Consider the following 22,778-nt stretch of genomic DNA (forward strand, 5'->3'; position numbering starts at 1 on the left):
ATGACGACCGAAACCCCCCGCATGGGCCGTACCACCCGCACCGTCCTCATAGCCTCACTCGGGCTAAACCTCATCGTTGCGGGTTTTCTGGCCGGGGCCTACCTCTTTCACAGAGGCCCTCCTCCGGGCGGGATCGGCTTCGGGCCCTATACCTATGCCCTTGGGCCGGAGGATCGCGAAGCACTCCGACGCGCTTTCATCACGCAAAGCCGCGACACGAATTTCCGGGGGCGAATGCAGGAAGAACGCCAGGCCCTCGCCGCCCTGCTGCGCGCGGAAACGTTCGACCGGGCGGAGGTCCAGCGGTTGTTTGAGGCACAGCGGCAGCGGGCGGACCAGGGCTTCCAGATGGGGCAGGCCCTGCTGCTCGACCGGATCGCGGCGATGACGCCGGAAGACCGCACTGCCTTTGCCGAGCGGCTGGAGAATGGTCCCAAACGCTCCCGCGACGAACGCCGCGAGAGCAAATAGTCAGACGTTGCTCAGGAAATCGGCCAGAATGGTGTCAAACCGCTCCGGCCGCGTGACGTTCACCGCATGTGCCCCCTCCGGTTCCAGCACGAAGCGCGCACCCGCGATCCCTTCGGCCAGCCGGGCGGAGCGGCTCCAGGGGACAAGCAGATCATCCCTCGTCGCCAGAGCCAGCACCGGGACGGCCACCTCTCCCAGCCGGTCATCCCGGTCAAAGGCGGCGAGGGCGGCGATGCGGCGCTTCACGTTCTCCACCCCCTGAAAATGCGCGATGCCATGCGCCTCCTCCGCTGCCATATGCTCGGGTCGAGCCGCCATCCATTCACCCGGATAGAGAAAAAGCGGCTGTGCCCTGACGAATGCTGGCACACCCGCGTGATCGAGCAGGGCAAGCCGCGTTTCGAAGCAGCGGAGCGACTGGCCGTCCACCCGGCTCCACGCATTGATGAGCGTGAGGCTCGCCACGCGTTCCGGCGTCCGAAGCGCCATTTCCAGACCGATCAACCCACCAAGAGCATGGCCCACGATATGGGCACGTGGCGTGGCGGATGCCTCCAGCACCTCCTGCAGATCATCGGCCATATCGGCGATCGTCGTGCCCTCCGGCACGGAGCCGCCCGTCCGCCCGCAACCACGATGATCGTAGGTCACGACGCGGTGGCGCGCTGTCAGCGCAGGCAGATTGGCGGACCAGTATCCCGCGGAACCCCCAAGACCGGAGGAAAGAACAACGGTCTGCGCTCCCTCCGGTCCCTCATGGATATCGAACCGCAATCTATTTGCCGATATGTGCAACGGAGGCGATTTCGACCAGCGCATCGGGCTTCACCAAACCGGTCTGGACACAATAGCGCGCCGGCTTGTCGCCCGGAAAGAACTCCGCATAAACCGTATTGATCGCACCGTAGTTGACCCAGTCCGTCAGGAAGATGTGGTTCATCGTAACATCCTCCATCGTGCCGCCCGCCGTTTCGATCACCGACTTGATGAGTTCCAGCACATGCCGTGTCTGAGCCGCTGCATCGCCGACGTGAACGACGTTGTTATCCTTGTCGAAGGGCAGGGTGCCCGACACATAGACGACCCCATCCGCTTTGGTCCCGGGCGAATAGGGGGCGAGCGGCTTGCCGCTGCCGGCGGGGACGACGATTTCCTTGGGCATGATGATCCTCTCTCAGACGGTCGCATCGCTGGGCGCGATCTGACCGATCGCACCGCAGAAATCAGCGGTTGTGGAGACCCAGCCGAAGAAGGTCTCGATATTGTAGATCGCGGCATCCTGCATGAGCTTCGGCCCCAGATGATGCGTCGCATCCTCCAGTACCACGCCGAAATACTCCAGATGGAACGCATCGCGGAGCGACGATTCCACGCAGACGTTGGTCGCTATGCCGACGAAGACGAGATTGCGGATACCGCGCGCGCGCAGCGTGGAATCCATCGTGGAGTTGAAAAAGCCGGAATAGCGCGTCTTCGGCACCACGATATCACCCGGCTGAGGTACCAGTTCATCGACGATGGCGTAGTCCCAGCCGCCCTTTGAAAGCAGCTCACCTTTTGCCGCGGGATTGGCCCGCATATATTTGAGAGCATTGGATTTATGGTAGTTCGGAGATCCTGGGCCGCCTGCTTCGACGTAATCGGGATCCCAACCGTTCTGAAAATAGATCACCGGTATTCCCGCCGCCCGGGCAGCCTCGACCACCCGCGCGATGTTGTCGATGACAGAGCGGGAGCCGGAGATGTCGAAGCCAGCGCGATCCACGTAGCCGCCGGGGGTGGAATAGGCGTTCTGCATATCCACCACAACAACCGCGGTCTCATCCGGATTGACGATCAGGGCTTCGGGACGGGAAGGGAGGGTCACGCTGCGCCCTCCTTCACGACCCGCGCGTGTATCCACAGGCGCGTTCATTCCGCCGCCTCCAGTTGGATATGTTGCCGGGATTTCATCAGCGGTTGAATTCGCGTGCCAAACTTCTCGACCCCCTCAAGGAAATCGTCGAAGGTGAGCATGACGCCGCCCGTTCCCGGCACGTCCGCCATCTCATCCAGCATGGCCGCCACTTCCTCATAGGAGCCGACAAGCGTACCCATATTGATGTTCACGGCAGAAACCGGGCTGGACATGTGGCGCACGTTTGTATCGGAGCCGGATTTCGTGTCTGCGGCGCTTTGAAGGCCCAGCCACTTGATCGCCTCCTCATCCGCGCCGGATTTATAGAGCTCCCACTTGTCCCAAGCTTCTTTCGCAGTCTCCTCCGCGATGATCATGGTCAGCACGAAGGAGCGAACGTCGCGCCCGGTCTTTTCCGTCGCAGCGAGGAGCCGCTGATTTGTAGGAGCGAAGGCAGAAGGTGTGTTGACGCCAACGCCGAAACAGAAGCTGTAATCGGCATATTTTGCAGAGAACGCCATGCCCTTATCCGAGTAGCCGGCACAGATGATTTTCACATCTCCCTTCGGCACGGGCTTCATATGACAGTCGTCCATCTGGAAGTAGCGACCCTTGGCATCTGACTGGCCCGTTTCAAGTAATTCCTTCAGGATAGTGGCATATTCCCCAAGGTATTCGTAACGGTCGCCGAAATAGTCATCGCCAGGCCACAAGCCCATCTGGCTGTATTCCGGCCTTTGCCATCCGGTCACGAGATTAATGCCGAAGCGCCCGTTGGATATGGAGTCGATGGTGGTTGCCATACGCGCAACGATAGCCGGCGGCATCACCAGCGTCGCCGCCGTCCCGAAGAGCTTGATCCGAGAGGTGACGGCCGCAAGGCCAGCCATCAGCGTGAAGCTCTCAAGGTTGTAGTCCCAGAACTCGGTCTTGCCACCGAAGCCACGCAGCTTGATCATCGACAGGGCAAAGTCGAAACCATGCCGTTCGGCAGCGAGCGTGATCTGCTTGTTCAACTCGAATGTCGGCTTGTATTGCGGCGCCGTCTCAGAAAGCAGCCAGCCGTTGTTGCCGATGGGAATGAAGACACCCACTTCCATCTCGGTTTCTCCCTGTTCAGCCATTTATTGACTGTATGGTAAAATTTTTCGCTTGAAGATATTTTCTTTCGATTGAACTTAACGGGGCGTACTTTAATTTTTTATGCTTGCATTTCAGGCTGGCAAATTGTTGTAATGATTATTTTTTAGGCGATATTCGCTTTCCCATGCCGATAGTGAAGACATCACCGGTGAAGCATGCCCTGCAGGGACGTTCTGATACTCAAGCAAGTCACTCATTCAGGGCTTGAATACTTCGGTCCTTACTCGCCAGCCGAGAGAGCTTCACGGGGCGCGCGCAGGGCTGACACACCACGTCTTGAGAGACTGTCGGGGTTAGGGTCGCGGCAGAGCCAACGGCGCGGGCGATTGTTACTTCGCTTCGCAGCTCAATCTCGAACCCAACAAGCCAAATCCATCACAAATGTAATAATGATTATGTAATATAAACATGTCCATCTTCCGTCGGCGCTCTCGATCTGGCATGGACTTTTGGACTCGCTACAGAGGAAATCATCATGACCTTCGACCGTTCCATCAAGATCGCACCTTCAATTCTCTCGGCTGACTTTGCCAATCTCGGGGCGGAGATACGTGCGGTTGAGGCGCAGGGCGCCGACTGGATACATGTCGATCCCATGGACGGCCACTTCGTGCCCAACTTGACGATCGGACCGAATGTCGTGGCGGCCATCAGGCCCCATGTGACGACGTTCATGGATGTTCATTTGATGATCGCCCCCGCAGACCCTTATATCGAAGCCTTCGCAAAGGCCGGTGCCGATCTTCTGACCATCCATGCAGAAGCCGGTCCGCATCTTCATCGATCACTCCAGGCGGTTCGTGCGCAAGGCAAGAAGGCCGGTGTTGCGTTGAACGTGACAACACCTCTCGCCGGGTTGGAGCATATCCTCGACGCGATTGACCTTATCCTCGTCATGACGATCAACCCAGGGTTTGGCGGACAGAAGTTCCTGCCCTCTCTGGTGGACAAAGTGCGTGATGCGCGGAAGATGATAGGTGATCGGGACATCCATCTGCAGGTAGACGGCGGGATCGATCCGCAGACAGCACCGCTTGTCGCGGCGGCTGGAGCAGACGTTCTCGTAGCCGGGTCCGCCGTATTCAGGGATGGCTCTGTCGAGCAGCCGGAAACTTACGCCCGTAACATATCGGCGCTTCGTTCTGCAGCCGAGGCCGCGCAAGGCTGACATCACCTTTTTCCTGACGATTTCGACGCGTTTATTAAATATTCTTAACTGTCGGCCGCCAAGACGTCGGCGAGCCCTTGAAGAAACCGGTGCAATCCGAAAGAATCTGCAGAGTACTGGTTTCTTCGAAATTCTTATGACCGACTTTGAAAAGATTAATTCACTTCTCGAGTGTTCAAACTTTGAAGATCTCTGGCGGATTTTCATCAGGCTGATGACAGCAGAGGGCTTCGATGCCATCCTGTTCGGTCAGGCACGGCCCGCACCGGGATATCCCCTTCGCGCCACATCGACGGGCACAATGCTCGTCAGTAACCTCGACAAGAGCTTTTGCCAAGCTTACGGCGGAAAGAACTTCTTTTGCTCGCCGATTGTCAGATGGGTGGCCGGTAACTCCGGTGTGCTTCTGTGGTCCGAGATCTATCAGAGGGATAGTCGGGGCGAGTTGTCTGCTGAGGAGCAGGAGATGCTCAACCTGCAGAAGAGCTACGGAATTCGCGGCGGCATTACGATCTCATTGGGCGAAACCGGTAGCCGCAGACGTGCTGCGATCGACCTGATGACATGCCGTGACACGGCTACACAGGTCGACATTGAGAGGATCTGGCGAGCGAAGGCCGACTTCCTGCTGCTGCTAACGAAGGTCTTCCATCTCAAGGCGTTGACGGTGCCGTCGGCCATGATGGCGATATTGACCAAGCGTCAGCGTGAAGTTCTCGAATGGTCTGCGGCGGGCAAATCGGTTCAGGATATCGCAGCGCTTCTCGGGATCAGCAGGGCCACGGCGGAGAAGCATCTGCGGCTTGCACGAGAGATGCTGGACGCCGAGACCACGGCCCAAGCGGTGGCTCAGGCGCTTTCCTCCCAGCTTATCCAGGCAGGGCCGCCGGCTCTTATGCCCAATAATCATGCATTCGCCGGAAAGGCGCCCAAGCACTGGGAGTCCGATTAGATTTTTCGTCGCAATATGCGACGGGTATGGATTCCCCCACTTTAGTTTCCTGCCTGACCCCCCAAACTGCAATTGTTCCGAGAGTGGCGGCTTTGGTCGTGGGACAAGGTGGGGCGGGGAAACTGGGTATTTCAGGACCATCCTCTCCAAGGCGGACGGGCGTGGTTTTAATAGCGTTTGTTCGTCTGGTAAGTCGGTCTTCCCAAGGGGCCGAAATGCCAGCGGTGCAGCCTTTTCAGGCTGCACCGCACATTTGAACGATAGCCGTTCCGACTTCAGCCGGCGAGGGTCTTGGCGACCTCGGCAGCAAAGTCCTCTTCTTTCTTCTCGACGCCCTCGCCCACCATGACACGAACGAAACCGGTCACTTCGACACCGGCTTCCTTCGCCGCTTCGGCCACGGTCACATCGGGATTGATGACGAATTTCTGGCCGAGAAGCGTAACCTCCTCGAAGAACTTCTTCATCCGGCCCTCGATCATCTTCTCGATCACCGCTTCCGGCTTGCCGGATTCACGGGCCTGTTCGCTCAGGACATGCTTCTCACGCTCGACAAGCGCGGGGTCGATATCCTTGTCGGAAAGCGAGGCCGGGTTGGTCGCGGCGACGTGCATGGCGATCTGCTTGCCGATCTCCTGCGCCTTGTCGGCCGGACCGGTCAGCGCAACGAGCACGCCGATCTTGCCCATGCCATCGGTCGCGGCATTGTGCACATAGGAGACGACCGTGTCGCCATCCAGAACGTGCATCCGGCGGAGCGTCATGTTCTCACCGATGCGGGCAATCGCCTCGGTCAGCACTTCGTCCACGGTCTTGCCATTCAGATCAGCGGCCTTGACCACCTCGACCGACTCACCGGTTTGAAGTGCGACTTTGGTGATCTCACCCACCAGCTGCTGGAAGTCGGCGTTCTTCGCGACGAAGTCCGTCTCCGAGTTCACCTCGATGGCCACGCCGCGACCGCCGTCAACGGCAACGCTGACGAGACCTTCGGCGGCCACGCGCCCCGATTTCTTCGCAGCTTTCGCGAGGCCCTTGGTGCGCAGCCAGTCAACGGCCGCTTCCATGTCGCCATCGGTTTCGGTCAGGGCTTTCTTGGCGTCCATCATGCCTGCGCCGGTGGATTCGCGCAGTTCCTTAACCATCTGGGCGGTGATCGCCATCGGGGCTCTCCTTCTGTCTCGAAAATGCCGGGAAAGGCTGATGAGCCCTCCCGGCAACAAGGGTATGACGATCCGGCGGAAGCCGGACCGAAATCAGGCGTCCAGCGTCTCGTCGAGTTCTTCGGCCGGAGCTTCCTCCAGCGCACCGAGGTCAACGCCAGCGGCACCGAGCTGAGCGGACATGCCGTCCAGAGCCGCACGCGCCGCAAGGTCGCAATAGAGGGAGATCGCGCGGGCCGCATCGTCGTTGCCCGGGATCACATAGTCCACGCCCTTGGGCGAGCAGTTGGTGTCGACCACGGCCACGACCGGGATGCCGAGCTTCTGGGCTTCCGCGATGGCGAGGTCTTCCTTGTTCACGTCGATGACGAACAGCAGGTCCGGCACGCCGCCCATCTCGCGGATACCGCCGAGGGAAGCCTGAAGTTTCGACTGCTCGCGCTCCATGTGGAGACGCTCTTTCTTCGTCAGACCTTCAGCGCCGGTGGAGAGCACTTCGTCGAGCTGCTTCAGGCGCTGGATCGACTGGGAAACGGTTTTCCAGTTGGTCAGCGTACCGCCCAGCCAGCGGTGGTTCATGTAATATTGAGCCGATTTTTCAGCGGCTTCCGCGATCGCGCCAGCAGCCTGGCGTTTCGTGCCGACAAACAGCACACGGCCGCCCTTGGCGACGGTCTCACGGATGACGTTGAGCGCCGCATCCAGCATGGGAACGGTCTGCGTCAGGTCGATAATGTGGATGCCGTTGCGGTCGCCGTAGATATACGGCGCCATGCGCGGGTTCCAGCGTTGGGTCTGGTGACCAAAGTGAACGCCAGCTTCGAGGAGCTGACGCATGGAGAAATCAGGAAGCGCCATGTCTTTTCCTTTCCGGTTTACGCCGCGGCGAAGCCAATAGGGTTTCCCCAACCGGTGGACCTTTCGGGGATGTCTCCCCCGAATGGCCCGAGCCTCGCCTGTGAAGTGAGCGCGCATATAAGGCTTGCGCGGAGCATTTGCAAGAGAGGTTCTCCTGCTCCCTTGCCCGGCGGCCGTCTGCCTGCCATTGAAGTGGCATGACCGACGATACTCCGTTCATCCTGTGTCTTGGCGCGCTTCATTGGGATGTCATTGCCCATGCAACACAGCCGCTCACGCGGGGCGGTGACGTGCCGGGACGTATCATGCGTCTGCCAGGGGGCGTTGCGTTCAATGTCGCGCGCGCCCTTGTCCGGCAGGGTTTGCGCGCAAGCCTGATCTCGGCCACGGGCAGCGGTGCGGAGGGGGACGCGCTGATTGCCGAGGCCCGGCGGGCGGGTGTCGGGGTGGAGCATATCCTCCGCGGGTCTGATGATGCTGCGGACCGCTATCTTGCCATCGAGGATGAAAACGGTCTTGTCGCTGCCGTAGCGGATAGCCGTACGCTGGAAGCCGCAGGCCCGGCGCTGCTTACCACGACCGTTGCCTGCCTCACGACCCCTCCTGCGGCCCTTCTGGTGGAGAGCAACCTGCCCGCTGCCATGCTCACGGCACTTTCGGATTTGCCCGCGCTCGCGGCCATGGACCTGCGCCTTTTGCCCGCAGGGCCAGGCAAAGCCCGCCGCCTTCTGCCCCTCCTCGGTCATCCCGGGGCGACGGTTTATCTCAACCGCGCCGAGGCGGAGGAGATCTTGGGTCATCCGCAGGGTGACGCGGTGGATGCGGCCCGCGCCCTCCGCGCTGCGGGCGCATGTCGGGTGGTCGTAACGGACGGCCCCCGCCCTGTCGTTTCCGCAAGCCAGGAGGGCGAGTACACTGCCCTGCCCCCGCCGGTTCGGGTTGCGCGCGTGACCGGCGCAGGCGACACCTTCGTGGCCGCCCATATGGCGGCTGAACTTCGCGGCCTGTCAGCGGAAGCGGCACTTGCCGCCGCGCTCGCTGCCGCTGCCCATCACATCTCGGCACCCGCCGCCGCAACCGGAGAGACGCCATGACCCCCGTGGACCTGCCCCTGATCTATGCACCAGAAGTCGCTGATGCGAAGGCGCGCGGCCTGCCGATCGTAGCCCTCGAATCGACGATCATTACCCACGGCATGCCCTACCCCGAGAATGTCGAAGCCGCCCGCGCGGTGGAGGCAGAAGTGCGTGCCGCCGGGGCCGTTCCCGCCACCATCGCCCTGCTCGATGGCATGATCCACATCGGATTGACGGAAGCGGAGCTTGAAGCGCTTGGGCACGCCGAAAACGTCATGAAGGTATCCCGCGCCGATTTTGCTGCCTGCCTCGCGCAGCATCGCACGGGCGCAACGACCGTAGCGGCAACGATGATCGCCGCCCATATGGCGGAAATCGCGGTTTTCGCCACGGGGGGCATCGGCGGCGTCCATCGTGGGGCTGAAACCAGCTTCGATATCTCCGCCGATCTGAAGGAGCTGGCGCGCACACCCGTGACGGTGGTCGCGGCCGGGGCAAAAGCGATACTGGACCTGCCGAAAACGCTGGAAGTTCTGGAGACTGAAGGCGTGCCGGTCATCACTTTCGGCCAGGATGACTTCCCCGCCTTCTGGTCTCGTTCCTCCGGCCTGCCCTCGCCGCTCCGGATGGACACGGCGGAGGAGATCGCGGCCGCTCATGCCATGCGCACGGGATTGGGACTGGGCGGAGGGCAACTCGTCGCCAACCCCGTGCCATCGGAATACGAAATTCCGCGTGAGGAGATGATCCCCGCCATCGAACAGGCGCTGACGGAAGCGGAGGCACAGCGCATCGCCGCCAAGGAAGTGACACCCTTCCTCTTGTCCCGCATCTTCGATCTGACGGAAGGACGCTCGCTCGCCACGAATATCCAGCTCGTCCTCTCCAACGCACGCCTCGCCGCGGCGATAGCCCGCGCCCTCTCCCAGCCAGGCTAGAGCATCGCGCTGATATCGGTGGTCGATCGCTGGTTGAGATCCGCCATATGCTCGGCCAGAAAGCGGTCGGCCGCCGCCCAGCCCGCCTGCCGCAGACCGTTCAGGAAGAACGGCGTGGGCAGGAGCTTCGTGGTGGCCGAGAGGTCGTTCATCAGCGCGTCGTCAGAAATCATGTGGATGTTCACATCCTTCATTGCGCCGCGCGCAACCTTTCCGTCTGCAATCAGCTCCTTCACGAAGGCGATCGCCCTGAGGTCGCGCAGGAGGGAAGAATTGAAGCTGATTTCATTCACCCGGTTCTCGATGTCGAGCGGGGTGATGGGCAGTGCCTCCCGCGTCATGGGATTGATGTTCACGATGACGATATCGTCGGGCAGAGCCGGATCGTAGAGCGGAAAGAGCGCCGGATTTCCGACATAGCCGCCATCCCAATAGGCCTCCCGCCGTCCGGTCTGCGGATCGTCGATCTCCACCGCCTGAAAGATCGTCGGCAGACAGGCGGAGGCAAGGATGGCATCCGTGGTGATCTCACAACTGTCGAAGATGCGGATTTTGCCGGTGCGGACATTAGTTGCCGAAACGTAAAGCCGCGGCCCCCTGTCGGCCTGCACCTTCTCGAAGTGCAGGCGTTTCACCACGCGTTCCAGCGGGTTCATATAGGCAGGTCCATAGGAATACGGGCTGACGATCTGACTCAGATAATCCACCGTCCCGACGCTCATCCAGACCTCCGCCGCGCGGACGAACAGCGGTGCGGCGGGCCAGAGCGCGGTCATCCAGTTGGTCAGGCGCATATCGGTGACCGCGCCCATCTGCGCCCATATCCAATCCAGATGCTCCTGCGCTTCCGCCCGCCCCGCGCCCGCCAGCCCGGCTTTCAGTGCGGCACCGTTCAGAGCGCCCGCCGATGTGCCGGAGATGGCGGCAATCTCGATCTCCTCCTCCTCCAGCAGACGGGTGAGAACCCCCCAGGTGAACGCGCCATGCGCGCCGCCACCCTGAAGGGCGAGGTTGATGCGCTTGCGGCGCGGTGGTTCGTGGGCGGTATCGCGCATGGAGTTACTCCGCTGTCCATCCCCCGTCGACCGATATGGTCGTTCCGGTGATCTGCGCCGCATGATCGCTGCACAGGAAGGCCGCCGTGCCGGCGATCTCTTCCACGGTGACGAACTCGCGGGAGGGTTGACGCTCCAGCATCACGTTCTTGATGACGGATTCGCGGTCCATCTTGTGGGTCTTCATCTGGTCGGGGATCTGCGCCTCCACCAACGGGGTCAGGACATAACCCGGACAGATGGCGTTGCAGGTGATCTTCTCCCGCGCGGTTTCCAGTCCCACCGTCTTGGTAAAGCCCACGATACCATGCTTCGCAGCAACATAGGCCGATTTGTAGGGAGAGGCCCTCAGCCCATGAGCGGAGGCGACATTGATGATCCGTCCCCAGCCGGCCGCCCGCATCAGGGGGAGCGCTGCCGCCGTGGTGTGGAAAGCGGATGTAAGATTGATCGCAATGATTGCGTCCCATTTTTCGACCGGGAACTCATCCACCGGCGCCACATATTGTATGCCCGCGTTGTTGACGAGAATATCACAGGCCCCAACCTTCTCGATCAGCCCGCGGCATTCCGCCGCCTTGGACATGTCCGCCTGAACATAACGGGCTGCCACACCCGTTTCTTCCGCGACCTGCCGGGCGATCTCATGATCCTCCGCGCGGTCGGTGAAGGAGTTCAGCACCACATCCGCGCCCTGCCGCGCGAGTTCCTGCGCGATGGCCAGCCCGATGCCGGAGGTCGAACCCGTCACGATGGCCGTCTTACCCTTGAGCGTCATGCGTCTCTCCCAGCTGTTCCACGCAGGGAGCAGAATAGGCCCCGCGGGCGCAAAGGCCAGATGACGTTATGCCTGGATTGTCGCAGTGCTCAGCGGAAATAATAAAAAAACGCCCGCACAAGGCGGGCGTAGTATGAGGCAGGTTTCATACAGGCAAGAAACCTATCGAGCAGTGAGCCTGTTATACGCCCTCTGCATTCGCTGTCCAAGGTAAAAGTTTGAAAAGACAGCCGCCGGACGGTAGCGTCACGCCAAACAATAAAGACATGGGCAGATGGACTTCAGCAGACGATACGGGCGATCAGGCCGGAAATTGCGTAATTTGATAGTGGTTTTGGCAATCGCGACATGGGCTTGTCACGCGGGTGCCGAGCCGCGGCACGGAATTGCGATGTATGGCGAACCTGCACTCCCCGCGGATTTTTCGGCCCTACCCTACGCCAATCCCCTTGCGCCTCAAGGTGGACGAATCGTTACCGGCGAAGTGGGCGGATTCGACTCGCTCAATCCGTTTATCCTGAAAGGCCGTGCTCCGTTCCAATTGTCGCCCCTTACGGTGGAGACGCTTATGGCGCGGAGCATCGATGAACCCTTCACGCTTTATGGTCTGCTCGCCGAATCGATTGAAACGGATGATGATCGGTCCTGGGTCGAGTTCACGCTTCGCGAGGGCGCGCGGTTTTCCGATGGATCTCCGGTGACTCCGGAAGATGTGCTGTGGTCGTTCGAAGTGCTGTCCGAACTGGGCCATCCCCGATACCGCGTCGCAGCGGACCGGATCGCCATGGCCGAACAGACAGGACCGCGGTCCATCCGGTTTACATTCTCCGCCCCCGACCGGGAGCTGCCGTTGCTTCTGGGACTGCGGCCGGTTCTGAAGAAAGCCCAGTGGGAGGGCCGCGATTTCGCGACTTCCGGGTTGTCTGTCGTACCGATCGGCTCCGGCCCATACAGTGTCGCAGGTTTTGAACCGGGTCGTTCCATCTCCTTCCGGCGAAACAGGGATTGGTGGGGGAATAATCTGCCCTTCAACCGTGGACTTCACAATCTGGATGAAGTTCGGGTGGAGTATTTCGGCGATGGCGGAGCGATGTTCGAAGCCTTTAAGGCGGGCGTGCTGACCAGCTATCGCGAACAGAACCCCGCCCGCTGGCAACGGTCTTATGACTTTCCAGCGATCAGAAATGGCAGCGTGGTCCGGGAGGAGATCCCGCATCATCGACCGTCAGGTATCTATGGATTGGCCTTCAACACCCGCGATGCGCTTTTCACCGACTGGCGAGTAAGGGATGCGCTGATCCACGCCTTCAACTTCGAGTTCATCAATCAGACTGTCAACGGCGGCACGGAACCCCGTATAACATCATACTTTTCCAACTCTCCCTTGGCTATGGATCACGGTCCCGCTGCTGAACAGGTGACAGACTTGCTTCGCCCCTATGTGACGGAGCTGACACCGGATGCACTTGATGCCTACGACCTTCCCGTCGCAGACGGTACGGAGGCGAACCGGCTCAACCTGCGCCTTGCCATGCAACAGCTTTCCGCGGCCGGATGGGAAGTGGATGGTGGGGGCACGCTCCGCAATGCTGCAGGAGAGCCGTTCTCATTCGAGCTGCTGATGCCGCTTGGATCCGGCGATCTCATGTCGGCTGTCACCATATACCGGCAAGCTCTTGCACGAATTGGAATAAACATGCGGGTGACACAGGTTGACAGCGCCCAGTATACGGAGCGCACCAATCGCTTCGACTTCGCCATGACGCCTGTGACGCGTGCGCTCTCACTCTCCCCCGGCAATGAACAGCGGCTCTACTGGGGCTCGGAAGAAGCGCTTATCCAAGGAAGCAGGAACATCATGGGTATCCGCTCCCGCGCTGTCGACGGCATGATCTCCGCTCTGCTCGACGCGCGGACAGGCACGGAGTTCACGTCTGCCGTTCAGGCGCTGGACCGGGTGCTTACCACCGGCCGCTACGTGATTCCCCTGTGGTTCGCCGACCGCTCGCGGGTTGCGCATGTCGAGGGGTTGAGGCATCCAGAGACCCTGCCGGTCTACGGCGACTGGCCGGGCTTCCAGCCGGATGTCTGGTGGTTCGAAACAAAACAATAAACGGCAAAACGGGCAGGCAGATGACACGTTACCTTCTTGTCGCGGCGCTTCTTGCGCTTGGCGGATGCAATACGGTGGCCGGAGTGGGTGACGATATATCCGGCGGTGCGCGTTGGGTTCAGGGCTGGTTCTGATGCGACTTGCGCGGCGCGGTCTCATACCGTAACCCCGCACCAATTCAGGAGGATGCGATGGTTACGCTCGACATCATATCGGATCTGGTCTGCCCTTGGTGTTACATCGGCAAGACGCTGCTCGACAGAGCGCTCGAATCAGATGCGTCCCAGCCGTTCACCGTCGCCTGGCATCCTTACCAGCTGAATCCGGAGATACCCGAAGGCGGAATCCCTTATGCCGACTTCCTCCGGCTGAAGTTCGGCGCCCCCGAGCGCGCCAGCGAAGTGCTCGTAAAGGTTACCGAGGCGGCGAAGGCCGCAGGCGCAGTGATCGACTACGTGGGCATTACGCGCGAACCGAACACGCTCGACGCGCACCGGCTGATCCATTGGGCCGGATTGGAGGGGCGGCAGACGCCCGTCGTCTCCGCGCTGTTTCGCGCCCATTGGCGGGAGGGGCGCGACATCGGGTCACATGACGTTCTGGCCGACATCGCCGGAGAGACGGGGCTTGATCGGAAAATGATTCTTCGTCTGCTTGACAGTGACGCGGATCGAGAGGAGATTCGGGCAAGAATTCAGCACACCCGCGATCGCGGGGTGCAAGGAGTTCCGACCTTCGTTATCGCGGACACCCATGTTCTCACCGGCGCTCAGCCAGTGGAGGTATGGGCTGACGTGATTCAGCAGATCAAGGCCCAGCTCACCTGACGGCGAGGGGGCGCAAACCGGAAAGCGCCCCGATGGCTGGCTCGATCCTCTCCACCCAACGACGTGGTGGACTGTTCAATCCCCGCACGCAGCCGCCGTTCGGCGAGTTCGTTGCGCTCATCGCGATGATGTTCGCGACCATCGCGCTTTCGATAGACGCGATGCTTCCGGCCCTGCCGCAGATTGCGCATGATCTGGATCTGGCAAACCCGAATCGGGCACAGATCATCATCACCGTCTTCATGGCCGGGATCGGTCTTGGCCAGCTTTTCGCGGGACCGCTGTCGGACAGCTTTGGTCGCCGCCGGATCATCGTCATCGGGGTGGCGATCTACGTCATGGGCTCGCTCATGGCCTATCTTTCCCATACGTTCGAAGTGCTTCTGCTCGCGCGTTTCCTTCAGGGAGTCGGAGCCTCCGCGCCCCGCATCGTCGGCGTGGCCATCGTGCGTGACAGGTATGAGGGGCGGATGATGGCGCGGGTGATGTCCTTCGTCATGACGCTGTTCATCTTGGTGCCCGCCGTTGCACCGCTGTTCGGAACCTTCGTGATCCACCTTGCGGGATGGCGGTCGATCTTCCTCGTTCTGGTGTTTGCGGGGGTCGCGATGGCGCTGTGGCTTCTCTCCCGCCAACCGGAGACGCTGGAAGTCAGCCATCGTCGCCCCTTCTCCTTCCGTGCGATCGGCAGCGCGATGCGGGAGATTTTCGGCAACCGGCTGGTGCTTGTCTATCTGATGGCGATGAGCCTCGGCTTCGGACCGCTGTTCGGCTTCATCTCCTCCGTCCAGCAGATTTATGACGTGAGCTTCGGCATGGGCGAAAGCTTTGCGCTATGGTTCGCCGCACAAGCGCTCATCGCGGGAACAGCGGGGCCGCTGAATGCAACGCTGGTGATGCGCTTCGGCATGCGGCGGATGGCCTCCACCGCTTTTCTGATGCAGGCGGTGATTTCGGTCGCGATGTTCACGCTCTGGCGGTTCGGTGTCTTCGAGACCCACCCCTTCCCCGCCTTCTTCTGCTGGGCTGCCGCCGTGTTCTTCCTGAACGGTTTCATCTTCGGCAACCTGAACGCCCTGTCGCTGGAACATCTCGGCCATATCGCCGGGAGCGCTGCCTCCATCATCGGTGCGGTCTCTACGGTGATCGCGGTGCTGATCGCGATGCCGATCGGTCTGGCCTTTGATGGAACGCCGGTGCCGCTGATCTTCGGTATCACCTGCTGTGCCTGCGCGGGCTATCTGCTCATGCTCTACAGCCGCAGGCACGGCTGAGGAATGGCACGCGGGCCGCTTTCCGCCACCGCGACAGGCATCGCCTATATTCTGGCGGCCATGCTCTGCTTTTCGGTTCTGGATGCGATGGGCAAGGCGCTGCGTCTTGCCGGTCACCCGGTGGGGCAGATCGTCTGGGCGCGCAACGCAGGCCAGTTCCTGATCGTGCTCTTGATCTTCCGGTCCGCAATTCCCCATATCGCGCGAACCCGCCACCTTGGTCTGCACAGTCTTCGCGCGGTGAGTCAGCTTGGCGCGGCGGCGTTCTTCTTCCTGAGCCTGGGCTACATCGGGCTGGCGGAGGCGACGGCGATCATGGACCTCAACCCGGTGCTCATCACCCTAGGCGCGGCGCTGATCTTCGGAGAGAAGCTTGGCCCCCGCCGGATCGTGGGCATCGTGGTGGCGCTGCTTGGCGCGCTCATCATCATCCGGCCGGGAAGCTCCATGTTCACCCCTGCCGCGCTCCTGCCGCTGATCGGCGCCGTCTGCTATACCTCCTTCGCGCTCGCCACCCGCAAGGTCGGAAGGAGCGAGAATGTCTGGACAGCCATGTTCTGGTCGGGAGCCATCGCCACGCTGCTGACGAGCCTCCTGCTCCCGTGGCAATGGGTGACGCCTGCAGCGGGAAGCCTCTTGCTGTTTGCCGGTATCGGCATCGCCGGAACGCTGGCCCAGCTCTTCATGATCCGGGCCTTTTCGCTGGCAGATGCCGGTGTGATCGCGCCGTTCGGTTACATCGGCATCCTGTTCGCGACCGTCTGGGGCTATGTCTTCTTCGGAGAGCTTCCCGATATCTGGGTCGGCGTAGGCGCGCTTGTTATCGTCGGGGCAGGACTTTATGTGTGGCACCGCGAAACGCGGGTGCGACAGGAGCAGGCCGCCGCAGAGTAGAGGGTGGCATGTCGCAGGAAGACGCCGCAGACGGGACAGGTATCAGCGTCAAGGATCGGATTACCGATATCGCCGGTCGCGTCCTGATGGGCGGTCTGCGGCTGATCCCCTACGAGCGGCGCATACCGCTGGCGGGGTGGGTCTTTTCCCGCATCGTCGCGCCGCTGGCGGGCTACCGCAAGCGCATACGGGAAAATCTCGCGCTCATCTTTCCCGACATGGACCCTGCCGAGGTCCGGCGTCTTTGCCGCGACGTGCCTGACAATGTCGGCCGTGGCCTTGTGGAGCTGTTTTCGGGAGAGGAGTTCCTGGCCCGTGTCTCCGGGACGCCGGTCCGTGGTCCCGGTGTCGATGCGGTTGCTGCGGCACAGGCGGCGGGTCGTCCCGTCATCATCGTGTCAGGCCACTTCGGCAATTTCAATGCGGCACGTCCGGTTCTGGCGGCGAAGGGCTACAAGGTCGGCGCGCTCTACCGGCCGATGGACAATCCGCTCTTTCACGACAGCTATATCGCCGCGATGGAATCGCTCTCCAAACCGCTTTTTCCTCGCTCCAGGCGGGGAATGGCGGAGATGCTGCGCTTCCTGCGGTCCGGCGGCTTGGTCGCGATCCTGATAGATCAGGCGATGACGGGGGAGCCTGCCCTTACCTTCTTCGGTCACCCGGCGCATACCTCGCTTTCCGCCGCAGAGCTTGCGCTGCGCTATGACGCGGTGATCGCGCCCGGCTATGTCATTCGCAAGGATAACGGTCTGGACTTCGACATGTGGATCGAGGCGCCGCTGGAGCATACCGATCCGATGACCATGACGCAGGCGCTGAACGACAGCCTGGAGGCGCAGGTTAGGAACCATATGGACCAGTGGTTCTGGATCCATCGCCGCTGGAAACCAGCGCGTCAGCGGTCATAGATCAGGTGGTCAGGGTCTCCATTCGCCCTGCCTGAATACGCCAGACCACCCCCTGCCGATCTTCCAGTTCCGACATCTCCTCCTCCGCCAGACCAAGGGCAGCCCCGCGGAGATAGCGCGAAAAGAACCCGTGCGTGACGAGCACGGCCGGACCGTCAAGCCGCGCCAGAACCGCCTCGGCGCGCGCGCGCAAATCGTCAAGCGACTCCCCTCCGGGTGCCGCCGCATACCAGGCGAGAGGGTCGGACAAGGTCGCGCACGCGGGCCAGCGATGCGCGATCTCGTCGAGCGTCAACCCTTCCCACTCGCCCATCCCGATCTCCCGAAGGTCCGGTTCCACTTCGACGGGCCCAAGTGAGGCAAGCGCCATTTCTGCCGTGTTGAGCGCCCGACCCAAGGGGCTGGAGAGAAACCGCCACCCGTGCCAATCTTCGCGAATCGTACGCAGCAGGCGACCTGTCGCCAAAGCCTGGGCCCTTCCCGCCGGTGTGAGCGCGGAATCCCGCCATCCCTGCATCCGCCGCTCTCTGTTCCAAAACGTTTCGCCATGGCGAAGGATCAACAGCTCTGTCATGAAACCGTCAAAAATACAGGTTGAAGTCGGGTTACACCGAGCTAGCGCTTGCGTCCACACGCCAAAGGCGATTAGCATCTTTTAAAACAAATGTGTTTGGAGGAGATAGTATGAGGATAGATAGTCCGCTCATTCTCCCCGCCTGCCCTCCGTCGGTCGAGAGAACGCCTTTGGATGCCGAACTGAACGAGATTCTCGGGCTGGCTGCGGATGCAGCACAGTCGAAAGTTGCGGCTGTACTCGCCTTCTGCCCCCTCGGCGCGAGGGTTTTCGCTGGACGCGGCCTGCTCCAGCATCCGGAAGAATATGTTCCAGTCACTGCAAGCGTCTACGAACGCATGTTCCCCTCCTATCGGGCTGTCACCCTGCCGGCGGGGCATCTTCCAACCGACATCCGCCGCATCCTTTCGGCGGATCTGTCCGGCAGTTATCTGGCCTTTCCCCTGTTCGTCGACATGGATCGCCACGGTGTCCTGATCCTGCGACGGGAGGGGTCGGCAGGCTGGGCCGAAGCGGAGATCGCTCATCTGGAGCGTTTCGCCCGGCTGATCCGGCTCAGAATGCGAAACATGCTCGACGCTCTGGCGGCCCAGACCGTCTTCGAGCAGAGCGATTCCGGTCTGATGATCGGGCGCTTCCTCACCGACGATACCGGGGAGGCAAGCGATCTGCTGATCGAGAACGCCAATAATGCCTTCCGCGCATTTGTGGGAAATGACATGCCGGACCGGCTGTTGCCGCTCTGGCCTGATGCGACGGTCATCCTTGCGGCGGCCGCGACGCTCATGGCCGATGCGCCCACACAAAAGCTGGAGCTTCCGGGGCCGCACGGCGGCATGGAATGGTTCGAAGCGCGCTTTCGTCGGCTGGCCGATGACCGGCTGTTGCTGATGGTGACGGAAGTAAGCGAACGTCGGCGACTGTTTCAACGGCTCGTGGAGCAGGAGGAGCGGCGGCGGCTGGCCAACCGGCTGGCCGAACTCGGCGTCTGGGACTTCGATCCGGCGACGGGCCATACGACGGTGGATGACAACCTTCGCGGCATGTTCGGCGTGGTCGGTGCGCGCCCCATCGGCTTTGCTCAGGTGCTCCGCGCCATCCCCAACGCAGATCGCCGTCGCGCCCGGAGGGAAGCCGCAGCCCTCCTCCTCTCCGAGAGCAAGGAGGGCGTGAGCTTTCCCATACGGGTGAAGGGTATCGACGACGGCACCATGCGCCACATCATGGTCAGCGGTGTGCGCATGACCCGGCACGACGGGCGCCCCGCCTGGCTGATCGGTGCGGCCCGCGATATCACCCTGAGGGTCGAGCGCGAGGAGCGGGACCGTCTGCTGCATCAGGAGCTTGGTCACCGGCTGAAGAACACGGTGACGCTGGTGCTCGGGCTGGTGAACCAGACCTTCCGCACCTCCCGCGATATCGAGGGGGCACGGACCGCACTCATGTCACGCATCCGCGCACTCGGAGCGGCGCATGAGCATATCCTCATTGGTGATACCAACGGCGCGCGGTTCGAGGATGTGGTGCAAGGCGCGCTCGCCTTCGGCGAGTTCGAGCCGGGGCGGATCCGTGCCTCGGGGCCAGAGCTTCGCGTGGGTCAGCGGTCTGCGCTTCATCTCGCCCTGGTGCTGCATGAACTGGTCACGAATGCAGTCAAATACGGCGCCCTCTCCTCCGAGGCAGGCCGTATCGTGATCCGGTGGTCGATTGAAGATCAGAACGCCGTGATGGAATGGCGAGAGAGCGGAGGCCCCCGCATTGCTCCGCCTGCCCGCTCCAGCTTTGGCACACGGCTCATTGCCTCCGGGCTGACAGGCGGGGGACAGGCGGCGGCGGATATTCAGTATCACCCGGAAGGGTTTTACTGCCGCCTTTCCGCCCCGCTTTCCGAACTGGCGGGCTAGACGTTGTCTTCCATGCGCGCCATCAGGCCGGTGCGCAGGAATATCTGTTTCTCGAGTTCGCAGATCACGAACACCGCCAGACCGCAGAGCATCACCACCATCCCATCTGCCAGTGTCAGCGGGCGGGTATCGAACAGGCGTTGCATGACCGGAAGATAGGTGAACAGAAGCTGTGCCACCACGACCACCGCCACAGCCGCCAGCACCATCGGCGTCCCCTTGAAACCTACCGCCCGGATAGAGCGGACATGCATGTATCGGACGTTGAACAGGTAGAAGATCTCCATCACCACGACGGTGTTCACGGCAAGCGTCCGCTGTCCGGCCAGATCGTAGCCCTGCGCTTCGCCATAGGCGGATATCCCGAAAATGCCGATGGCGAACAGCAAGGACACCAGAACCACACGCCAGAGCATGAAGGGTGTCAGCAATTCCGCGCTGGCGGGGCGCGGCCTGCGCTCCATCACATCCGGTTCCGATGGCTCGAAGGCCAATACCAGGCCCAACGTCGCCGAAAGGATCAGGTTTATCCACAGGATCTGCACCGCCGACATCGGCACCGGCCAGGCAAGGATCAGCGCGACGATCACCGCCACCGCTTCGCCGCCGTTGGTCGGCAGCGTCCAGGAAATGACCTTGCGAATGTTGTCGAAGACGGTCCGGCCTTCTTTCACGGCAGCGACGATGGTGGCAAAGTTGTCATCGGTCAGCACCATCTCGGCCGCCTGGCGCGCGGCTTCCGTCCCCTTGCGTCCCATCGCGATACCGACATCCGCCTGCTTGAGCGCGGGCGCATCGTTCACCCCGTCGCCGGTCATGGCGACCACCTCTCCCCGTGACTGCAGGGCGCGTACGATGCGCAGCTTGTGCTCGGGGCTGGTGCGCGCAAAGACCGTGGTGCGTTCCGCCACATCGACGAGCTCCTCGTCGGTCAGTTCCTCCACCTCCGCGCCGGTTGTCGCCAGGGGGTTTTCCGCCATACCAAGTTGCGTGGCAATGGCGCGGGCGGTAAGCACGTGATCCCCCGTGATCATCTTCACCCCGATCCCCGCCGAGCGGCACAGGGCGACCGCCTCCGTCGCTTCCGGTCGGGGAGGGTCAATGAACCCGGCGATGCCAAGGAAGACGAACCCCCGTTTCATGTCCGTCATCACCAGATCGTCGCGCTCCGCAGGACGTTCGGCAAATCCCAGAACCCGCTGCCCCGCTTCTGCCAGCGCGTTGATCTGCTGCTGCCAGAGCGCCGTATCCAGCGGCCCGCCGCTGTCGCTGTCGCACATGGCCAGCACCGCCTCCGGTGCGCCCTTCACCCGGATCATCCGCCCCTCTGGACCGTCGGTCAGCACGGCGAGGAAGCGGTATTCGGCGTCGAATGGAATTGCGTCCAGCACCGGCTCCATCTCTCGCTCGGCCTCCCCCATCCCGGCCTTGGCGGCCACGGTGAGCAAGGCGCCGTCCATCGGATCGCCCGCAACATGCCAGGCTCCGTCCCGCTGCATGAGCTTGCCATCGTTCGCGAGCATCCCGGCGCGAAGCAGACGCCTGGCACCCTCCGCAGAAACCTCCTGTCCATCGCGGAGGAAACGTCCCTCGGGCGCGTAACCCGCGCCCTCCACCTGCCAATCGCCTTCCGGCGTCACGATCCGCGCGACCATCATCTCGTTGACGGTGAGCGTGCCGGTCTTGTCGGAGCAGATCGTACGGGTCGCGCCAAGCGTCTCTACCGCGGGCAGCTTGCGGATGATGGCATGGCGCGCAGCCATGCGCCGTACGCCGATGGCCAGCGTGATGGTGATGACGGCGGGAAGGCCCTCCGGGATCACTCCGACGGCCAGCGCGACCGAGATCAGCAGCGCCTCCTCCCAGCCGTAGGCATCGACGAAATGGGCATAGAGGAACACGGCTACCGCACCAACAAGCGCAACCAGCGTGAACTGTCGGCCAAAGCGGTTGATCTTCTGAAGGAGCGGTGTCGTTCCGGTTTCCACCTCGCCGATCATCGCGCTGATGCGCCCGATCTCCGCCTGCGTGCCGGTGCCGACGACCAGTCCCTGCGCCTGTCCTGTCGCGACCAGCGTGCCGGAATATCCCATGTCGGAGCGGTCGCCAATCGCGGCAGCGGCAGCGACGGGCGAGGTATCCTTCTGTGCGGGAACGGACTCGCCAGTCAGGATGGCTTCATCAATCACCAGATGCCGGGCGCGCATCAGGCGAAGATCGGCGGGCACCTGATCCCCCGCCTCCAGCAGCACCACGTCCCCCGGGACCAGATCGCGCGTGTCCACCTCCGCCCGCTCGCCATCCCGCAAGGCGATGGCATGCGGCGCGATCAGCTCCCGGATGGCGGAAAGCGCCTGCTCCGCCTTGCCCTCCTGCACGAAACCGACGATGGCATTGGCAAGCACGACGGCAAGGATAACGCCCGCATCAATCGGATGGCCGAGCAGCAGGGCCGCCGCCGCCGCCGCGATGAGAAAATAGATCAGCACGTTGTTGAACTGCGCGAGCAGCCGGACGATCGCAGGCCGTGCCGCCTGCACCGGCAGGTCGTTGGGACCGTAGCGGGTCAGCCGCTCCGCCGCCTCGGCCGAGGACAGGCCTTCGAGGCCGACGCCCAATCGGGCCGCCGCCGCCTCTGCGGTCAGAGCATGCCACGGATCGGTGGAAGCATCGGTCTGATCTACAGGCGGAGCGGGTTTGGAGGTCTGGACTTGCATGTGCTGTCTCCTGCGGTCCCTCACGGATAAGTTAGGGGCGGGATCCAAGGGAACAAACAATAAAT

22 protein-coding genes are annotated in these 22,778 nt (G+C 62.0%); 12 read left to right on the forward strand and 10 right to left on the reverse strand.

The annotated features are described in order from the left end of the window. On the forward strand, positions 1 to 471 hold the full coding sequence (locus CN97_RS00645; protein ID WP_051910868.1) for a periplasmic heavy metal sensor: 471 nt from the start codon (positions 1 to 3) through the stop codon (positions 469 to 471). Here the strand turns inward: CN97_RS00645 and rutD are convergent, their stop codons facing one another. The 4 genes from rutD to rutA are packed head-to-tail and all read right to left on the reverse strand — an operon-like array spanning position 472 to position 3,492. Next, positions 472 to 1,245: a pyrimidine utilization protein D gene (gene rutD, locus CN97_RS00650; RefSeq protein WP_035705669.1), complete on the reverse strand. Its 774-nt coding sequence runs from the start codon at positions 1,243 to 1,245 to the stop codon at positions 472 to 474. A gap of 1 nt (position 1,246) precedes the next feature. Beyond that, positions 1,247 to 1,633: a pyrimidine utilization protein C gene (rutC, locus tag CN97_RS00655; RefSeq protein WP_035705673.1), complete on the reverse strand. Its 387-nt coding sequence runs from the start codon at positions 1,631 to 1,633 to the stop codon at positions 1,247 to 1,249. 12 nt (positions 1,634 to 1,645) lie between these two features. Further along, positions 1,646 to 2,338: a pyrimidine utilization protein B gene (rutB, locus tag CN97_RS00660; RefSeq protein ID WP_276946679.1), complete on the reverse strand. Its 693-nt coding sequence runs from the start codon at positions 2,336 to 2,338 to the stop codon at positions 1,646 to 1,648. A 44-nt stretch (positions 2,339 to 2,382) separates the two neighbouring features. Next, complete coding sequence (gene rutA, locus CN97_RS00665) at positions 2,383 to 3,492, reverse strand: pyrimidine utilization protein A (protein WP_248700065.1); 1,110 nt, start codon at positions 3,490 to 3,492, stop codon at positions 2,383 to 2,385. A gap of 494 nt (positions 3,493 to 3,986) precedes the next feature. Between rutA and rpe the strand changes: the two genes are divergently transcribed. Continuing rightward, positions 3,987 to 4,679, forward strand: a complete 693-nt coding sequence (rpe, locus tag CN97_RS00670; RefSeq protein ID WP_035705681.1) for a ribulose-phosphate 3-epimerase — start codon at positions 3,987 to 3,989, stop codon at positions 4,677 to 4,679. Positions 4,680 to 4,815: 136 nt separating this feature from the next. Further along, positions 4,816 to 5,631: a helix-turn-helix transcriptional regulator gene (locus CN97_RS00675; RefSeq protein WP_035705684.1), complete on the forward strand. Its 816-nt coding sequence runs from the start codon at positions 4,816 to 4,818 to the stop codon at positions 5,629 to 5,631. 275 nt (positions 5,632 to 5,906) lie between these two features. Here CN97_RS00675 and tsf read toward each other — a convergent pair whose 3' ends face one another. Further along, the gene (tsf, locus tag CN97_RS00680; RefSeq protein ID WP_035705687.1) at positions 5,907 to 6,794 is read right to left on the reverse strand and encodes a translation elongation factor Ts; all 888 of its coding nucleotides are present in this window, start codon (positions 6,792 to 6,794) and stop codon (positions 5,907 to 5,909) included. Between the two features lie 93 nt (positions 6,795 to 6,887). After that, positions 6,888 to 7,652, reverse strand: coding sequence for a 30S ribosomal protein S2 (rpsB, locus tag CN97_RS00685; protein ID WP_035705690.1), 765 nt, complete (start codon positions 7,650 to 7,652; stop codon positions 6,888 to 6,890). A 197-nt stretch (positions 7,653 to 7,849) separates the two neighbouring features. Here rpsB and CN97_RS00690 point away from each other — a divergent pair, with 197 nt between their 5' ends. Together CN97_RS00690 and CN97_RS00695 are read left to right on the forward strand one after the other, a co-directional pair. Beyond that, a complete protein-coding gene (locus CN97_RS00690) occupies positions 7,850 to 8,746 on the forward strand; it encodes a PfkB family carbohydrate kinase (protein ID WP_035705692.1) in 897 nt (298 codons plus the stop codon). After that, a complete protein-coding gene (locus CN97_RS00695) occupies positions 8,743 to 9,666 on the forward strand; it encodes a pseudouridine-5'-phosphate glycosidase (protein WP_035705694.1) in 924 nt (307 codons plus the stop codon). Before CN97_RS00690 ends, CN97_RS00695 begins: the two co-directional genes overlap by 4 nt. Here the strand turns inward: CN97_RS00695 and CN97_RS00700 are convergent. Continuing rightward, on the reverse strand, positions 9,663 to 10,721 hold the full coding sequence (locus CN97_RS00700) for a patatin-like phospholipase family protein (protein WP_035705697.1): 1,059 nt from the start codon (positions 10,719 to 10,721) through the stop codon (positions 9,663 to 9,665). The genes CN97_RS00695 and CN97_RS00700 overlap by 4 nt on opposite strands. A gap of 4 nt (positions 10,722 to 10,725) precedes the next feature. Further along, positions 10,726 to 11,499: a 3-hydroxybutyrate dehydrogenase gene (locus tag CN97_RS00705; RefSeq protein WP_035705700.1), complete on the reverse strand. Its 774-nt coding sequence runs from the start codon at positions 11,497 to 11,499 to the stop codon at positions 10,726 to 10,728. Between the two features lie 391 nt (positions 11,500 to 11,890). Here CN97_RS00705 and CN97_RS00710 point away from each other — a divergent pair, with 391 nt between their 5' ends. Genes CN97_RS00710 through CN97_RS00730 form a run of 6 tightly spaced genes read left to right on the forward strand, consistent with a single transcriptional unit; the run spans position 11,891 to position 17,518 of the window. After that, positions 11,891 to 13,612, forward strand: a complete 1,722-nt coding sequence (locus CN97_RS00710; RefSeq protein WP_035705703.1) for an extracellular solute-binding protein — start codon at positions 11,891 to 11,893, stop codon at positions 13,610 to 13,612. A gap of 20 nt (positions 13,613 to 13,632) precedes the next feature. Then, a complete protein-coding gene (locus tag CN97_RS20060; protein ID WP_084683926.1) occupies positions 13,633 to 13,746 on the forward strand; it encodes an entericidin EcnA/B family protein in 114 nt (37 codons plus the stop codon). A 57-nt stretch (positions 13,747 to 13,803) separates the two neighbouring features. Then, positions 13,804 to 14,439 carry a DsbA family oxidoreductase gene (locus tag CN97_RS00715; RefSeq protein ID WP_035705706.1) on the forward strand — a complete coding sequence of 212 codons (636 nt, stop codon included), beginning with the start codon at positions 13,804 to 13,806 and terminating at the stop codon, positions 14,437 to 14,439. A 32-nt stretch (positions 14,440 to 14,471) separates the two neighbouring features. Further along, positions 14,472 to 15,713: a multidrug effflux MFS transporter gene (locus CN97_RS00720; protein WP_084683927.1), complete on the forward strand. Its 1,242-nt coding sequence runs from the start codon at positions 14,472 to 14,474 to the stop codon at positions 15,711 to 15,713. A gap of 3 nt (positions 15,714 to 15,716) precedes the next feature. Beyond that, positions 15,717 to 16,607, forward strand: coding sequence for a DMT family transporter (locus tag CN97_RS00725; RefSeq protein WP_035705709.1), 891 nt, complete (start codon positions 15,717 to 15,719; stop codon positions 16,605 to 16,607). 8 nt (positions 16,608 to 16,615) lie between these two features. Then, positions 16,616 to 17,518 carry a lysophospholipid acyltransferase family protein gene (locus tag CN97_RS00730; protein WP_051910869.1) on the forward strand — a complete coding sequence of 301 codons (903 nt, stop codon included), beginning with the start codon at positions 16,616 to 16,618 and terminating at the stop codon, positions 17,516 to 17,518. Between the two features lies 1 nt (position 17,519). Here CN97_RS00730 and CN97_RS00735 read toward each other — a convergent pair whose 3' ends face one another. After that, complete coding sequence (locus CN97_RS00735; RefSeq protein ID WP_035705712.1) at positions 17,520 to 18,092, reverse strand: histidine phosphatase family protein; 573 nt, start codon at positions 18,090 to 18,092, stop codon at positions 17,520 to 17,522. 110 nt (positions 18,093 to 18,202) lie between these two features. Here CN97_RS00735 and CN97_RS00740 point away from each other — a divergent pair, with 110 nt between their 5' ends. After that, positions 18,203 to 19,996, forward strand: coding sequence for a sensor histidine kinase (locus CN97_RS00740; protein WP_084683928.1), 1,794 nt, complete (start codon positions 18,203 to 18,205; stop codon positions 19,994 to 19,996). On the opposite strand, the gene CN97_RS00745 is transcribed toward CN97_RS00740, so the two are convergent. Further along, complete coding sequence (locus CN97_RS00745; protein WP_035705718.1) at positions 19,993 to 22,713, reverse strand: HAD-IC family P-type ATPase; 2,721 nt, start codon at positions 22,711 to 22,713, stop codon at positions 19,993 to 19,995. The genes CN97_RS00740 and CN97_RS00745 overlap by 4 nt on opposite strands. Positions 22,714 to 22,778: the final 65 nt, after the last annotated feature.

Origin of the sequence: Haematobacter massiliensis (assembly GCF_000740795.1) — a bacterium.
In the GTDB taxonomy this organism is placed as follows: domain Bacteria; phylum Pseudomonadota; class Alphaproteobacteria; order Rhodobacterales; family Rhodobacteraceae; genus Haematobacter; species Haematobacter massiliensis.